This window comes from Pseudomonas frederiksbergensis, from assembly GCF_000802155.2.
In the GTDB taxonomy this organism is placed as follows: domain Bacteria; phylum Pseudomonadota; class Gammaproteobacteria; order Pseudomonadales; family Pseudomonadaceae; genus Aquipseudomonas; species Aquipseudomonas frederiksbergensis_A.
In genome coordinates this window covers 1-15,562 of the sequence record NZ_JQGJ02000004.1, presented here as the reverse complement: position 1 = coordinate 15,562, position 15,562 = coordinate 1, and the positions used below count along the sequence as shown (strand labels likewise).

Here is a 15,562-nt window from a genome sequence, read left to right as displayed (position 1 = left end):
GCGACGCCATGGCTCAAGCCTCGGAAGATGATTGCTTGTAGTTGTAGCCGATCGGGTGAGGCAGGTTGCGAGCCTTGGCCAATTCGATCTGCTTTTGCCGGTCGATGGCGCTGCGACGGGTCTTCTCGCTCAGCTTGTCCCAGCAATGCGGGCAGCTGATGCCGGGCACGTAGTGCTCGGAGGCGCGATCTTCCACGCTCACCGGCGTACGGCACGCGTGGCATTGATCGTAGTCGCCTTCGCTGAGGTCGTGGCGCACGGTCACGCGGTTATCGAATACAAAACAGTCGCCGCGCCATTTGGTTTCTTCCTGGGGTACCTCTTCGAGGTACTTCAGGATGCCACCCTTGAGGTGATAGACCTCGTCGAACCCCTGGCCGAGCATATAGCTCGAAGCTTTTTCACAACGAATGCCACCGGTGCAGAACATCGCGACTTTCTTGTGCCGGGCTGGGTCGAAGTGGGCTTTGATGTACTCGGGGAATTCACGGAAGCTGGTGGTCTTGGGGTCAATGGCGCCTTCGAAGGTGCCAATTGCCACTTCGTAGTCGTTGCGCGTGTCGATCAGCAACACTTCGGGATCGCTGATCAGGGCGTTCCAGTCTTGCGGCTCGACATAGGTGCCCACCTGCTTGTTCGGGTCCACGCCGTCCACGCCGAGGGTGACGATTTCTTTCTTGAGCTTGACCTTGGTGCGGTAGAACGGCTGCTCGTCGCAGTACGATTCCTTGTGGTCGATATCGTCCATGCGCGGATCGTTCTTGAGCCAGGCCATCAACCCATCGATCCCCTCGCGGGTGCCGGAAACCGTGCCGTTGATGCCTTCTTCGGCGATCAGCAGCGTGCCTTTGATGCCGTTGTCGAGCATGGCCTTGAGCAGGGGCTCGCGCAGCTCGACGTAATCTTCCAGGGTGACGAACTTGTACAGTGCCGCCACGACAATGGGTGGTGTCATGGGTATTTCTCCAGGTGGCTACCCTCGTAAAGGGTGAACCGGATGCGAAAAAAACGCGCCGGGTAAGCGGCGCGTTGCGGATTCTAACAAAAATGTCGTGGCTTAAGGAGCGAAGTACCTCGTGGCGAGGGAGCTTGCTCCCGCGCCACGAAGGCTCTGTTGCCACGATTCCTAGTGCTTGCTGCCACCGGCACAGGTCGGCGAAGCCGGGGCCGCGTCGATCTGGGCCCATTCTTCCGGCGTGTAGGTGTGCAGCGCCAGTGCATGGAATTCGCCCATCAACTCGCCCAGCGTGCCGTAGACCTTCTGGTGTCGCTTGACCCGATTGAGCCCCTCGAACTGCCGGCTGACCACCACCGCCTTGAAATGGGTCTGCAACCCACGGCTGTGCATGTGGCTTTCGTCCAGCACTTGCAGGTACTCGGGCTGCAAAAGCCCGAGGGTCGATTCAATGCGTTGCTGCATGCTCATGCCAGGCTCCGCTTATGGCTTTTTCTTGGCCGGGGCGGCGGCTTTTGGCTCGAGCTCGGCGGTCATGTCCGCCAGCAGCTTGTTGACCACCGGCACGGCGCTTTCCAGCTTGGCCTGGGTCAGTTGCGCCGATTGCTGGGTCAGCTGCGGCATTTTTTCCAGGACTTTCTTGCCCAAAGGAGACTGATAGAAGGACACCAGGTCCTTGAGCTCCGATTCGCTGAAGTTGCTGGTGTAGAGCTTGACCATGTCCGGCTTGAGCTTGTTCCAGCCGATGGCTTGGTCCAGGGCGGCGTTGGCCTTGGCCTGGTAGGTTTCCAGGGTTGCCTTTTTCGACTCGGGAGCCTTGGTCTGCTCGAAGCGCTGGGCAAACATCTGCTGTACTTGCATGTAGACCGGGGTACCCAGCTTGTCGGCATGCGCCAGGGTCAGGAACGCTTCGGCACTGGCGTTGTGGCTGGCGGTATCAGCGAAGACAGGGCCGCTGGCACACACCAGAGCAACCGCGGTACAGATGGCACGAAGACGGGTCATCGAGTTTCCTTTTCTAACAGGCGAGGTAAAACCCCAAGGGCGACCATTCTGCGCCTAAAAAACGCCGGGGCTCAACCCCGACCCTGGGCGGGTCCGATTGACGGACCGAACCGCACGCTCCTAGATTGACGCGTGATTGAGGGAACCGCCAACGCCCGCCAGGGCCTAAACTGCGCATTCAGACCTACAGGAGTTTGACCCGATGAGCCGTATTGAAACCGACAGCCTTGGCCAGGTTGAAGTCCCGGATGAAGCCTACTGGGGCGCCCAGACACAGCGTTCCATGATCAACTTTGCCATTGGCAACGAACGCATGCCGCTGTCGGTGCTGCACGCCTTGGCGCTGGTCAAGAAAGCCGCCGCGCGGGTCAACGACCGCAACGGCGACCTGCCCGCCGACATCGCCCGCCTGATCGAACAGGCCGCCGACGAGGTGCTGGCCGGCCAGCATGACGACCAGTTTCCCCTCGTGGTCTGGCAGACAGGCAGCGGGACCCAGAGCAACATGAACGTCAACGAGGTGATCGCCGGGCGCGCCAATGAACTGGCAGGCAATCCTCGCGGCGGCAAGAGCCCGGTGCACCCCAACGACCACGTCAATCGCTCCCAGAGCTCCAACGACTGCTTCCCCACCGCGATGCACATCGCGGCCGCCCAGGCCGTCTACCAGCAACTGCTACCGGCCATCAGCGAATTGTCCGGCGGTCTCGCGGAACTGGCGGCACGCCACATGAAACTGGTCAAGACCGGCCGCACCCACATGATGGACGCCACGCCGATCACGTTCGGCCAGGAACTGTCCGCCTTCATTGCCCAACTCGACTACGCCGAACGGGCGATCCGCGCCGCGATGCCGGCCGTCTGCGAACTGGCCCAGGGCGGCACGGCGGTGGGCACCGGGCTCAATTCGCCCCATGGGTTTGGCGAAGCGATTGCCGCTGAGTTGGCGGCGCTGTCCGGCTTGCCCTTCGTCACCGCGCCGAACAAATTCGCCGCCCTGGCCGGTCATGAGCCGCTGACCACGCTGTCCGGCGCATTGAAAACCCTGGCCGTGACCCTGATGAAAATCGCCAACGACCTGCGCTTGCTGGGCTCCGGCCCTCGCGCCGGTTTTGCCGAAGTGAAACTGCCGGCCAACGAACCGGGCAGCTCCATCATGCCGGGCAAGGTCAACCCGACCCAGTGCGAAGCCTTGTCCATGCTGGCCTGCCAAGTGCTGGGCAACGATGTGGCCATCGGTTTTGCCGCCAGCCAGGGTCACTTGCAGTTGAACGTGTTCAAGCCAGTGATCATTCACAACTTGCTCCAGTCGATCCGCTTGCTGGCCGATGGTTGCAGCAACTTCCAGCAGCACTGCATCGCCGGCCTCGAACCGGATGCCGAGCAGATGGCGGCGCATCTGGAACGCGGCTTGATGCTGGTAACGGCGCTGAACCCGCACATCGGCTACGACAAATCGGCGGAAATCGCCAAGAAGGCCTACAACGAAGGGCTGACCTTGCGGGAGGCCGCGTTGCAGTTGGGGTACTTGACCGACGACGAGTTCGAGGCCTGGGTCCGGCCGGAAAACATGCTGGAGGCGGGTGGGCAGGGCTGAGTTACATCCGGGACAGGCCTGCCGCCTTCGCGAGCCAGCCCGCTCCCACGGTGGATCAGTGTTGATCGCACTGTCGCATCCACCGAAAGATCCTGCGGGACCGGGCGGGCTCGCGAAGAATGATGATGCGGTCTAGCGACTGACAGCCAAACGCTCGCGCCGGGCCCGGAGCCCGGCGATGAGCGACGGCCCCAACGCCACCAGGGCCGATCCCAGTACCACCAGCACAGCCCCGCCATACCCCAGCAGGTTGATCTGCTCGGCATGGACGTACTCAGGCCACCACCAGGCGGCCATCGCCACGGCGGCGAACGTCACCAATGGCGTGATCGCCAGGGTTGCGCTGACGCGCGAGGCTTCCCAATGCGCCAGCGCTTCGGCAAACGCGCCATAGGCGATCAGGGTATTGAGGCAACAAGCGAGCAACAGCCAGCCTTGTAATGGTGTCAGTTGCAGCGCCTCCAGCGGATGAACCCAAGGCGTCAGCAACAGTGCGCAGAACAGGTAGATCACCATCATCACCTGCAACGAATTCCACACCGTCAGCAACTGCTTCTGGCCCAGGGCGTAGAACGTCCAGACGGTCGAGGCCATCAGCACCAGCAAGACCCCGGCGGTGTAGTCGCTCAGGGAAGTCAGCAGCTCGGTGAGACGCTGGTTGAAAAACAGCGCAAAACCGATCAGCAGCACCAGCAGGCCAATGCCCTGCCCCACGCTGAAGCGCTCCTTGAATACAAACAGACTGGCCACCAGTAGCATGATCGGTCCCATCTGCACCACCAGTTGCGCGGTGCCGGGACTCAAGCGGTTCAGGCCCATCAGGTACAGGACGTAGTTGCCCACCAGCCCCAACACCGCCATCGCCACCAACCAGCCGCCACGCGGGCCGAGCACCTTGCGGCTGGGCAAGCGCCTGGTGGCCGCCAGATAGACGAAGAGCAGACCGCCGGACACTGTCAGTCGAAACCAGGTCACCGTCACCGGATCCATTACTTGCAGCACTTGCTTGAGCTTGATCGGCAGGATTCCCCACAACAGGGCGGTCAGCAAGGCGAGGAACAGGCCATAGACCCAGCGACCGGACGAAATGTGCATGCAACCCTCGAAGCCAAGACATGAACGCCCATTCTAGGCCCGGATCGATCGGCGCATACAGGCACAGTTGGGCATTCGGCGTTGACGCAATTGTATGGGTCGCAGCCGTCGATCGGTTGGACAGGCGCAAATCACCGACACCACATATGCTCAGTTGAAACGACCATGCTGCCCCCTATGGAGACCCGAAATGCCAGGAACGCGCGCCCACGATACAGACGCCCCCAAGACGATTTTCCGCAGTGACCGGATCTGTCGGGTAAATGGCGAGTTTTATTTCAATACGCGCGAAGGCACCCAGGAAGGCCCATTCGTCTCTCGCGAGGCGGCGGAGCAGGAGATTGCGGCGTACATCCAGCGGATGCAGCAGTTGCCCAAGGTGGCTGAACCATTCGCAGCCCCCGTGGCGAGGGAGCTTGCTCCCGCTGGGTCGCATGGCGGCCCCCTTACGGTTCATCCCCAGTAGAAAGCGGCGACTGCCTCGCAGCCGAGCGGGAGCACAAGCCCAGGGGCGGCGCCTATCGCACCGCCTCGAACAACCCTGTTGCCCCCATCCCGCCGCCCACGCACATGGTCACGATGCCATAGCGCAGGTTGCGCCGTTGCAGTTCACGCACCAGATGCCCTACTTGCCGCGAGCCGGTCATGCCGAACGGGTGGCCGATGGAAATCGAACCGCCGTTCACGTTGTATTTCTCGTTGTCGATTTCCAGCCGGTTGCGACTGTAGAGGCACTGGGAGGCAAACGCCTCGTTGAGCTCCCACAGGTCGATGTCGCCGATTTGCAAACCCTTGGCCTTGAGCAACCGGGGCACCGAGAACACCGGGCCGATGCCCATCTCATCCGGCTCGCATCCGGCGACGGTAAAGCCGCGGAAAAACGCCTTGGGCTTGAGCCCCAGGGCCAGGGCTTTTTCCAGGCTCATCACCAGCGTCATCGAAGCACCGTCGGATAATTGCGAGGAGTTGCCCGCCGTCACCGAACCGTCCTCGGCAAACACCGGCTTCAACCCGGCCAGGCTTTCGTAGGTGGTATCGGGGCGGTTGCAATCATCGCGGTCGACTACGCCGTCCAGAATCTGCACGGCACCGGTGTTCTTGTCCTCGACCCGGTACTTGACCGTCATCGGCACGATTTCGTCATCGAACAGCCCCTCGGCCTGGGCCCGGGCCGTGCGCTGCTGGCTCTGCAAGGCGTAGCGGTCCTGTTCCTCGCGACTGACCTGATAACGGCGCGCGACGATCTCGGCGGTCTGCCCCATAGGGAAGTAGATGCCGGGCACTTGCTCCTTGAGGAGTGGGTTGATCAGGTTGTCGGTGTTGACGCTCTTCATCGTCAGGCTGATGGACTCGACGCCGCCGGCGACGATGATCTCGCTGCAACCCGAGGCGATCTGGTTGGCGGCAATCGCAATGGCTTGCAGGCCCGAAGAGCAAAAACGGTTGAGGGTCATCCCCGCCGTGCCGATGCCCAGTTGCGAGAGCACCGCCACGTTACGCCCGATGTTGAAGCCTTGGGCGCCTTCGTTGGAACCGGCGCCAACGATGCAATCCTCGACGCTGGCAGGGTCGATGTCGTTGCGCGCCAGCAACGCGTTGACGCAATGCGCCGCCATGTCGTCCGGACGGGTCATGTTGAACTTGCCGCGAAAGGACTTGGCCAATCCGGTCCGTACGCTGTCGACGATCACCACTTCACGCATGGCGGCACCTCATTGTTGTTATCGGTTGGGAATGGAATCGAGGATAAATCCACCCCATGACCGAACGCGACAATCATTCACCCCGCGTATGCGTGCCCATCGGGCTAGTTCTTTTTCCGCGTTTGCTTGGCGGAGCGCTCGAACGCGGCCTCCAGCGCGTCATTGAGCGTGCGCAACACCTTGACCCGGGCCCAGCGCTTGTCATTGGCCTCCACCAGGGTCCAGGGCGAGATCTCCGTGCTGGTGCGATCAACCATGTCGCAGACCGCTGAGCGATAGGCGTCCCACTTGTCCCGGTTGCGCCAGTCGTCCTCGGTGATCTTGAAGCGCTTGAAGGGGATTTCCTCCCGCTCCTGGAAGCGCTCCAATTGGGTTTGCTTGTCGATCGCCAGCCAGAACTTCACGACCACCACGCCGGCGTCGGCCAGTTGCTCCTCGAAGTCGTTGATTTCACCGTAGGCCCGCAGCCAGTCGGCGCGACTGCAAAAGCCCTCGACCCGCTCCACCAACACCCGGCCATACCAAGAGCGGTCGAACATGGTGAACTTGCCCCGCGCCGGAATGTGTCGCCAGAACCGCCACATGTAGGGGTGGGCACGTTCTTCCTCGGTGGGCGCGGCAATCGGCACGATGCTGTACTGGCGCGGATCGAGCGCCGCCGCGACCCGGCGGATCGCCCCGCCCTTGCCCGCCGCATCGTTGCCTTCGAACACTGCCACCAAGGCATGTCGACGCATGCGCTTGTCGCGCAACAGGCCGGCGAAGCGGGCCTGCTCGGTGATCAGTTGTTCTTCGTAGTCAGCCTTGTCCAGGCGCAGCGTCATGTCGAGGCTGCCGATCAACGTCACCTGGTCATCCAGCGCCGGCAACGGCGCCACGTTGACCTTGGCCGCCTTGACCTTCTGCCGATCCAGGGCGTGGCGCAGGCCTTCGAGCAGGATCCGCCCGACCGCAAGGCTGCGGTAACAGGCGTCCACCCCTTCGATCACATGCCACGGCGCGTAATCGCGACTGGTGCGGCGCAGCACGCGCTCGCCGTACTTGACGAACTTGTCGTAGGTCTGGGACTGCTGCCAGTCCAGCGGACTGATGCGCCAGCTGTGCAGCGGATCGTCCTTGAGGCTCTTGAGGCGGGCCTTCATCTGTTTCTTGGACAGGTGGAACCAGAACTTGAAGATCAGCGCGCCTTCGTCGCAGAGCATTTTCTCCAGGCGCTCGGCACCGTTGATCGCCTGGTCGAGCCGCGGGTCCTTGAACTGGCCATGGACTCGCCCCTGCAGCATCTGGCTGTACCAGTTACCGAAGAAAATCCCCATGCGCCCCTTGGCCGGCAACATCCGCCAATAGCGCCAGGCCGGCGGCCGCGCCAGTTCTTCGTCGGTCTGCTGGTCGAACGTGCGGACTTCGATCAGTCGCGGGTCCATCCATTCGTTGAGCAACTTCACCGTCTCGCCCTTGCCCGCGCCTTCGATGCCGTTGATCAGCACAATCACCGGGAAACGGCCCTGCTGGTGCAGCTCGAATTGCGCTTCGAGCAACGCTTCACGCAGTGCCGGGACTTCGGCCTCATAGGTTTCTTTATCAACGACGTGACCGATTTCGGCGGACTCGAACATGGGCAGCTCCTTCCAGGAATGGGGCAAGACTAGCGGATTGGATGCGCGCCTGCGCAGCAGATTCCTTCCGGATGCAGGCACGTTTGCCCTGGATCAAGCAACGCGTTGCCGATCGGCTAGAATGGCGCCTTCATTTTCACAGAGCCTGTCATGACGCCCATTCAACACCATGCCCAACTCGACTGGGACGACCAGGGCCGCCCCCGCTCCCGGGCGTTCAACGATGTGTATTTCTCCGACCAGTCGGGCCTGGAAGAAACCCGCTATGTGTTCTTGCAGCAGAACAACCTGGCCGAGCGTTTTGCCGCGCTGGCGGACAACGGGCGGCTGGTGATCGGCGAAACCGGGTTCGGCACCGGGTTGAATTTTCTTTGCGCCTGGCAGTTGTTCGAGCAATGCGCGCCGGCTGGCGCGCGGCTGCATTTTGTCAGCGTCGAAAAGTTTCCCCTGAGCCCTGAGGACCTGCGCCGAGCCCTGGCCTTGTGGCCGGAGCTCAAGGCCCAGGCGGACCAACTGCTTGGGCAGTACGTTGCGATTCACCAGGGTTTCCAGCGCATCACACTGGCGAGCGGCCGGGTCACCCTGACGCTGCTGATTGGCGACGCCCTGGAGCAACTGCCCCAGCTCGACGGGCAGATCGACGCCTGGTTCCTCGACGGTTTTGCCCCAGCGAAAAATCCTGAGATGTGGAGCGCCGAGCTGTTCGCCGAGCTCGCCCGACTGGCCGCGCCGGGGGCCACCCTGAGCACCTTCACCAGCACCGGCTGGGTGCGACGCCGGCTGAACGCGGCGGGCTTCAAGATGAAACGCACGCCAGGCATCGGCCATAAGTGGGAGATTCTTCGCGGTGCGTTCCTCGGTTGGCCGGAGCAGACCCCGCTACCGGCGCCGATCAAACCCTGGTACGCCCGGCCTGTCGTGCCAGTCGGCGAGCGCCGGGCCCTGGTGATCGGCGGCGGCCTGGCCGGTTGTGCCAGCGCGGCCAGCCTCGCGGCCCGTGGCTGGCAGGTCACCTTGCTGGAACGTCACGCCGGCTTGGCCGAAGAAGCGTCCGGCAACCCCCAGGGCGTGCTGTACCTCAAACTGTCGGCCCACGGCACCGCATTGTCACAGATGATCCTCAGCGGTTTCGGCTACACGCGGCGCTTGCTCGAACACCTGCAACGGGGCCTTGACTGGGACGCTTGCGGCGTCTTGCAACTGGCCTTCGATGCCAAGGAAGCCGAGCGCCAGGCGCGGTTGGCCGAGGCGTTTCCAGCCGGCCTGCTGAAAATCCTCGATCGCAGCGAAGCCGAGGCGCAATCCGCCATCGGTTTGCCCAGCGGCGGCCTGTTTTATCCTGAAGGCGGCTGGGTGCATCCGCCAGCGTTGTGCCGTTGGCAAGCTTCGAGGCCGGCGATCACGTTGCAGGCACATCATGAAGTGCTGGAACTGCGCCGCGTCGACGGCCAATGGCAGGCCTGGGACGGCGAACGCTGCCTGGCCAGCGCACCGGTGGCCATCCTCGCCAGCGCGGCCGAGATCAAACGCTTCGAGCCCGCCGCCGACCTGCCCCTCAAGCGCATTCGAGGACAGATCACCCGCCTGCCGCAAACCACCCGCAGCCAGCGCCTGGCGACGGTCGTCTGCGCCGAAGGCTACGTGGCACCGCCGCGCATGGGCGAGCACACGTTGGGGGCCAGTTTCGATTTTCACAGCGATGACCTGACCCCTACCGCCGCCGAGCATGCCGGCAATCTGCAAATGCTCGAAGACATTTCCGTGGACCTGGTGGATCGGCTGGACGCCCGAGCCTTGGATCCCGCGCAACTGGAAGGCCGCGCGGCGTTTCGCTGCACCAGCCCGGACTACCTGCCAATCGTCGGTCCCCTGGCTGATCACCCTGCCTTCATCGAAGCGTATTCGGCGCTGGCCAAGGACGCCCGCCAAATGCCCGACACGCCCTGCCCTTGGCTCGACGGCCTGTACGTCAACAGCGGCCACGGTTCCCGAGGCCTGATCACCGCGCCGCTGTCCGGCGAATTGATCGCCGCCTGGCTGGAGAACGAACCGCTGCCGCTGCCGCGAGGCGTAGCCGAGGCGTGTCATCCGAACCGGTTCACGCTGCGGGCGGTGATTCGGGGCAAGGCCTGAACTCTACGCCCCCCCACCCGTCGGCTTATAACGCATCGATATAAAACTCACAGCCATCCCACCGGTCAGTTCCTGAGTACCCGCCCTTTCGGCGTGTATGGCTTGACCCCCTCCCCAACGGAAAAACCGGTAAGGACTTATGTGCGGATTAGCTGGAGAGTTACGTTTCGATCAACAACCTGCGGACCTTGCGGCCGTAGAGCGCATCACCCATCACCTGGCCCCTCGCGGCCCCGACGCATGGGGCTTTCATAGCCAGGGGCCGATAGCCCTCGGCCATCGGCGCTTGAAAATCATGGACCTGTCCGACGGCTCGGCGCAGCCGATGATCGACAATCAATTGGGCCTGTCCCTGGCGTTCAACGGTGCGATCTACAACTACCCGGAACTGCGGGCCGAACTCGAAGGCCTGGGCTACGCCTTTCATTCAGGTGGCGACACCGAAGTGCTGCTCAAGGGTTATCACGCCTGGGGCGAAGCGCTGCTGCCCAAGCTCAACGGCATGTTCGCCTTCGCCATCTGGGAACGCGATGCCAAGCGGCTGTTCATCGCCCGCGACCGTCTCGGCGTGAAGCCGCTATACCTGTCACGCACCGGCCAGCGCCTGCGCTTTGCCTCGGCATTGCCGGCACTGCTCAAGGGCGGCGACATCAACCCGGTGCTCGATCCGGTCGCCCTGAATCACTACCTCAATTTCCATGCGGTCGTCCCGGCGCCTCGCACCTTGCTGGCCGGCATCGAAAAGCTGCCGCCGGCCACCTGGATGCGCGTCGAGGCGGACGGTAGAACCGAGCAGAAAACCTGGTGGACGCTGCCCTACGGTCCTCGGCCCGATGAGCAGAACCTCAATCTGGAAGACTGGATCGAACGCGTGCTGGACAGCACCCGCGAAGCGGTCGCCATCCGCCAGCGCGCCGCCGTCGATGTAGGCGTGTTGCTATCGGGCGGCGTGGATTCGAGCATGCTCGTCGGCTTGCTTCGTGAGGTTGGCGTCGAAGACCTGTCCACCTTCTCCATCGGCTTCCAGGACGCCGGTGGCGAACGCGGTGACGAATTCCAGTATTCGGACTTGATCGCCAAGCACTACGGCACCCGCCACCATCAGTTGCGCATCGATGAAAAAGAGATCATCGAACAGCTGCCGGCCGCGTTCCGCGCCATGAGCGAACCGATGGTCAGCCACGACTGCATCGCCTTCTACCTGCTCTCGCGGGAAGTGGCCAAGCACTGCAAAGTGGTGCAAAGCGGCCAGGGCGCCGACGAACTGTTCGCCGGCTACCACTGGTACCCGCAAGTGGATGGCGCCAGCGATCCTTATGCGGCCTATCGCGCGGCGTTCTTCGACCGCAGCTACGAGGAATATGCCGCCACCGTGCAACCCAAGTGGATGACGGCCAACGATGCGGCCGGTGACTTCGTCAAGGCGCATTTCGCCCAGCCGGGCGCCGATGCCGCAGTGGACAAGGCCTTGCGCCTGGACAGCACGGTGATGCTGGTGGACGACCCGGTCAAGCGTGTCGACAACATGACCATGGCCTGGGGCCTGGAAGCACGCACGCCGTTCCTCGACTACCGGCTGGTGGAGCTTTCCGCCCGGGTACCGGCGAAATTCAAGCTGCCCGATGGCGGCAAGCACGTGCTCAAGGAAGCGGCCCGCCGGGTGATCCCGAGCGAGGTCATCGACCGCAAGAAAGGCTATTTCCCGGTGCCCGGCCTCAAGCATCTCGAAGGCAACACCCTGGCCTGGGTCCGTGAGCTGCTGCTGGATCCGAGCCAGGATCGCGGGCTGTTCAATCCGACCATGCTTGACCGCCTGCTGACCGACCCCAACGGCCAACTGACGCCGTTGCGCGGCTCGCGGCTGTGGCAATTGGCGGCGCTGAACCTGTGGCTCAGCGAGCAAGGAATCTGACTGATGAAACCCCATTCCACCCTTCACAACCAACGACTTCTGCGCGGCCAACCGCCGTCCTACGAACGCTTGCAGGCACGCTTGGCCGAAGACGGCAGCGACCTGGGTGCCGACCCCATCGCCGTGCATTGCGGCTGGGGTCGGCTGCTGATCGGCCATACCTTCCCGGACCCGGCGAGCCTGGCCCAGGAACTGCTCAACGAACAACCCGGCGAACGTGACATCGCCCTGTATGTCGCCGCGCCGCAACAGGTGCTGGGGTTGGAACCGGCGCATCTGTTCCTTGATCCGTCGGACACCCTGCGCCTGTGGTTCAGCGACTATCGGCAAGCCACGCGGGTGTTTCGCGGCTTCCGGATTCGCCGCGCCCAGGGCGACAGCGACTGGCAGGCCATCAACCAGCTCTACCAGGCTCGCGGCATGCTGCCCATCGACCCGGAGCGACTGACCCCGCGCCATCAAGGTGGCCCGGTCTACTGGCTGGCGGAGGACGACGACACCGGCGCGGTGATCGGCAGCGTCATGGGCCTCAATCACCAGAAAGCCTTCAACGATCCGGAAAATGGCAGCAGCCTCTGGTGCCTCGCGGTCGACCCGCAGTGTTCACGCCCCGGCGTCGGGGAAGTGCTGGTGCGCCATCTCATCGAGCATTTCATGAGCCGTGGCTTGAGCTACCTTGACCTGTCGGTGCTGCACGACAATCGGCTGGCGAAAAACCTCTACGCCAAACTCGGTTTCCGCAACCTTTCGACCTTCGCCATCAAGCGCAAGAATGGCATAAACCAACCATTGTTCCTTGGGCCTGGCCCCGAGGCGCAGTTCAACCCCTATGCACGGATCATCGTCGAGGAAGCGCACCGTCGCGGCATCGAAGTGCAGGTGGATGACGCCGAGGCCGGCCTGTTCACCCTGGTGCACGGCAGCCGCCGGATTCGCTGCCGGGAATCGCTGAGCGACCTGACCAGCGCAATCAGCATGACGCTGTGCCAGAACAAGAGCCTGACCCACAAAGTGCTGAAAAACGCAGGCTTGAACTTGCCGGCCCAACAACTGGCGGGCAATGCCGACGACAATCTGGCGTTTCTCGATGAGCATGAACGGGTGGTCGTGAAACCGCTGGACGGCGAACAAGGCCAAGGCGTGGCGGTGGACCTGCGCACGATCGAAGAAGTGCAAGCCGCCATCGAAGCGGCCCGGCGCTTCGACAGCCGAGTGTTGCTGGAAAGCTTCCACGAGGGCCTGGATTTGCGCATCCTCGTGATCGGCTTTGACGTGGTGGCAGCAGCGATCCGTCGCCCGGCCGAAGTGATCGGCGATGGGCAGCACACCATCGGCGCGCTCATTGAAGCCCAAAGCCGACGACGCCAGGCCGCAACCGGCGGCGAAAGCAAAATCCCGATGGACGCCGAGACCGAGCGCACCCTGACCGCGGCCGGCTATGACTACGACAGCGTACTGCCCAAGGGCGAGCACCTGTTCGTACGGCGCACGGCGAACCTGCACACGGGTGGCGTCCTGGAGGACGTGACGGCGATCCTTCACCCAACCCTGGCCGATGCGGCGGTCCGTGCGGCACGGGCCCTGGACATTCCCATGGTCGGCCTGGACCTGCTCGTCCCGGCCGCCGATCAACCGGAATACGTGTTCATCGAAGCCAACGAACGCGCCGGGCTGGCCAATCACGAACCACAACCCACCGCCGAGCGCTTTGTGGATTTGTTGTTCCCCCATAGCCAGGCGGTGGTCTGAGATATCCGTGGCGAGGGAGCTTGCTCCCGCTGGGCCGCGAAGCGGGCCTCCTGATTTGCCCGAAGCATGCGACTGTTTCGCAGCCGAGTGGGAGCAAGCCCCCTCGCCATGGGGTCGCTCATTCCAATATTCCGCGAGGAGTTTCCATGATCAGTAAAATTCCCGAACCGGATCTCGAATACTTGCAAAAAGTCTTGCTGGAAATGCTCGCCATTCCCAGCCCGACCGGTTTTACCGACACCATTGTCCGTTACGTCGCCGAACGGCTCGAAGAGCTGGGCATTCCATTCGAAATGACCCGGCGCGGCACGATCCGCGCGACGCTCAAGGGCCGCAAGAGTAGCCCCGACCGCGCGGTGTCGGCGCACCTGGACACCATCGGGGCTTCGGTCCGGGCCATCAAGGACAACGGTCGCCTGACACTCGCCCCGGTGGGCTGCTGGTCCAGCCGGTTTGCCGAGGGCAGCCGGGTCAGCCTGTTCACCGACTCCGGTGTGATTCGTGGCAGCGTCCTGCCGTTGATGGCGTCCGGTCACGCATTCAACACGGCCGTGGATGAAATGCCCATCAGCTGGGACCACATCGAACTGCGCCTGGACGCCTACTGCGCCACCCGCGCCGACTGCGAGACCCTGGGCGTCGGCATCGGCGACTACGTGGCCTTCGATCCCTTGCCGGAGTTCACCGAAAGCGGCCATATCAGCGCCCGGCACCTGGACGACAAGGCCGGCGTCGCCGCATTGCTGGCGGCGCTGAAGGCCATCGTCGACAGCGGTGAGGAACTGCTCATCGATTGCCATCCGCTGTTCACCATCACCGAGGAAACCGGCAGCGGCGCGGCGGCCGCGCTGCCCTGGGACGTCAGCGAGTTCGTCGGGATCGACATCGCGCCGGTCGCACCAGGCCAGCATTCCAGCGAACACGCGGTGAGCGTGGCCATGCAGGATTCTGGAGGTCCTTACGACTACCATCTGTCACGGCACTTGTTGAAACTGGCCAAGGAAAACGAGCTCCCAGCGCGCCGCGACCTGTTTCGCTACTACTTCAGCGACGCCCATTCGGCGATCACCGCCGGCCACGATATCCGCACCGCCCTGCTCGCCTTCGGCTGCGACGCCACCCATGGCTACGAACGCACCCACATCGACAGCCTGGCGGCCCTCAGCCGCTTGCTCGGCGCCTATATCCTCAGCCCACCGGTGTTCGCCAGTGATGCGCAGCCGGCCCAGGGTTCACTGGACCGCTTCAGTCACCAGATCGAACACGATGCGCAAATGGAAAGCGACACCCGGGTGCCTTCAGTGGATAGCTTGATCGGGCAGCGTTCGGATAGCTGAATTTGCGTCTCGGTGCAGACACGATTGTGGGAGCGGGCTTGCTCGCGCAAGCGGCAGGTCCGCCAGCATCAATGTTGAATGTAGCGCCGCTTCAGCGAGCAAGCCCGCTCCCCCAGGGATATGCACCAAAGCCCGGGCTAGCCGCCACAGCTCATCCGCCGTAGCATCCGCCCATTAGTTAGCGGAGCCCTATCATGCTGATCCCCCATGACCAACTCGAAGTCGACACCCTCACCCGCCTGATCGAAGACTTCGTCACCCGCGACGGGACCGACAACGGTGACGACACGCCGTTGGAAACCCGCGTCCTGCGGGTTCGACAGGCCCTGGCCAAACGCCAGGCAATGATTGTCTTCGATCCGGAAAGCGAACAATGCCAGCTGATGCTCAAGCACGATGTGCCCAAGCATCTATTCGATTGAACAAGCCTTGCGTGCCGCCTGGGCCTTTTTCCTCTGGA

Annotated in this window: 12 protein-coding genes and 1 pseudogene; 7 read left to right on the top strand and 6 right to left on the bottom strand. The window is 63.1% G+C overall.

From position 1 onward, the window contains the following. Positions 1 to 13: 13 nt before the first annotated feature. The 3 genes from trhO to JZ00_RS08730 form a co-directional block, all read right to left on the bottom strand. Positions 14 to 955: an oxygen-dependent tRNA uridine(34) hydroxylase TrhO gene (gene trhO / locus JZ00_RS08740; RefSeq protein WP_039588836.1), complete on the bottom strand. Its 942-nt coding sequence runs from the start codon at positions 953 to 955 to the stop codon at positions 14 to 16. Positions 956 to 1,126: 171 nt separating this feature from the next. Then, on the bottom strand, positions 1,127 to 1,426 hold the full coding sequence (locus tag JZ00_RS08735; protein WP_039588835.1) for a BolA family protein: 300 nt from the start codon (positions 1,424 to 1,426) through the stop codon (positions 1,127 to 1,129). 12 nt (positions 1,427 to 1,438) lie between these two features. Then, positions 1,439 to 1,960 carry a DUF2059 domain-containing protein gene (locus JZ00_RS08730; protein ID WP_039588834.1) on the bottom strand — a complete coding sequence of 174 codons (522 nt, stop codon included), beginning with the start codon at positions 1,958 to 1,960 and terminating at the stop codon, positions 1,439 to 1,441. Between the two features lie 202 nt (positions 1,961 to 2,162). On the opposite strand from JZ00_RS08730, the gene JZ00_RS08725 reads away from it, so the two are divergent. After that, positions 2,163 to 3,557 carry a class II fumarate hydratase gene (locus tag JZ00_RS08725; protein ID WP_039588833.1) on the top strand — a complete coding sequence of 465 codons (1,395 nt, stop codon included), beginning with the start codon at positions 2,163 to 2,165 and terminating at the stop codon, positions 3,555 to 3,557. A 132-nt stretch (positions 3,558 to 3,689) separates the two neighbouring features. Here the strand turns inward: JZ00_RS08725 and JZ00_RS08720 are convergent, their stop codons facing one another. Beyond that, complete coding sequence (locus JZ00_RS08720; RefSeq protein WP_039588831.1) at positions 3,690 to 4,652, bottom strand: DMT family transporter; 963 nt, start codon at positions 4,650 to 4,652, stop codon at positions 3,690 to 3,692. A 190-nt stretch (positions 4,653 to 4,842) separates the two neighbouring features. Here JZ00_RS08720 and JZ00_RS31415 point away from each other — a divergent pair. Further along, positions 4,843 to 5,037: pseudogene (locus tag JZ00_RS31415) on the top strand (DUF6316 family protein); the annotation flags it as partial. Positions 5,038 to 5,170: 133 nt separating this feature from the next. On the opposite strand, the gene JZ00_RS08710 reads toward JZ00_RS31415, so the two are convergent. Both JZ00_RS08710 and pap read right to left on the bottom strand, forming a co-directional pair. Next, complete coding sequence (locus tag JZ00_RS08710) at positions 5,171 to 6,355, bottom strand: thiolase family protein (protein ID WP_039588830.1); 1,185 nt, start codon at positions 6,353 to 6,355, stop codon at positions 5,171 to 5,173. A 104-nt stretch (positions 6,356 to 6,459) separates the two neighbouring features. Next, entirely contained in the window at positions 6,460 to 7,971 is a 1,512-nt protein-coding gene (gene pap, locus JZ00_RS08705; RefSeq protein ID WP_039588829.1) for a polyphosphate:AMP phosphotransferase, read from the bottom strand. Positions 7,972 to 8,121: 150 nt separating this feature from the next. On the opposite strand from pap, the gene mnmC reads away from it, so the two are divergent. The 5 genes from mnmC to JZ00_RS08680 all read left to right on the top strand — a co-directional run bounded on the left by mnmC (position 8,122) and on the right by JZ00_RS08680 (position 15,524). Further along, positions 8,122 to 10,104 carry a bifunctional tRNA (5-methylaminomethyl-2-thiouridine)(34)-methyltransferase MnmD/FAD-dependent 5-carboxymethylaminomethyl-2-thiouridine(34) oxidoreductase MnmC gene (gene mnmC, locus JZ00_RS08700; protein WP_039588828.1) on the top strand — a complete coding sequence of 661 codons (1,983 nt, stop codon included), beginning with the start codon at positions 8,122 to 8,124 and terminating at the stop codon, positions 10,102 to 10,104. Positions 10,105 to 10,243: 139 nt separating this feature from the next. Continuing rightward, positions 10,244 to 12,016 (top strand): N-acetylglutaminylglutamine amidotransferase, encoded by a 1,773-nt coding sequence (locus tag JZ00_RS08695; protein WP_039588827.1) that lies wholly within the window; start codon positions 10,244 to 10,246, stop codon positions 12,014 to 12,016. 3 nt (positions 12,017 to 12,019) lie between these two features. Further along, complete coding sequence (gene ngg, locus JZ00_RS08690) at positions 12,020 to 13,765, top strand: N-acetylglutaminylglutamine synthetase (RefSeq protein ID WP_039588826.1); 1,746 nt, start codon at positions 12,020 to 12,022, stop codon at positions 13,763 to 13,765. Positions 13,766 to 13,911: 146 nt separating this feature from the next. Next, positions 13,912 to 15,102, top strand: coding sequence for an osmoprotectant NAGGN system M42 family peptidase (locus JZ00_RS08685; RefSeq protein WP_039588825.1), 1,191 nt, complete (start codon positions 13,912 to 13,914; stop codon positions 15,100 to 15,102). 194 nt (positions 15,103 to 15,296) lie between these two features. Then, a complete protein-coding gene (locus tag JZ00_RS08680; protein WP_039588824.1) occupies positions 15,297 to 15,524 on the top strand; it encodes a YheU family protein in 228 nt (75 codons plus the stop codon). Positions 15,525 to 15,562: the final 38 nt, after the last annotated feature.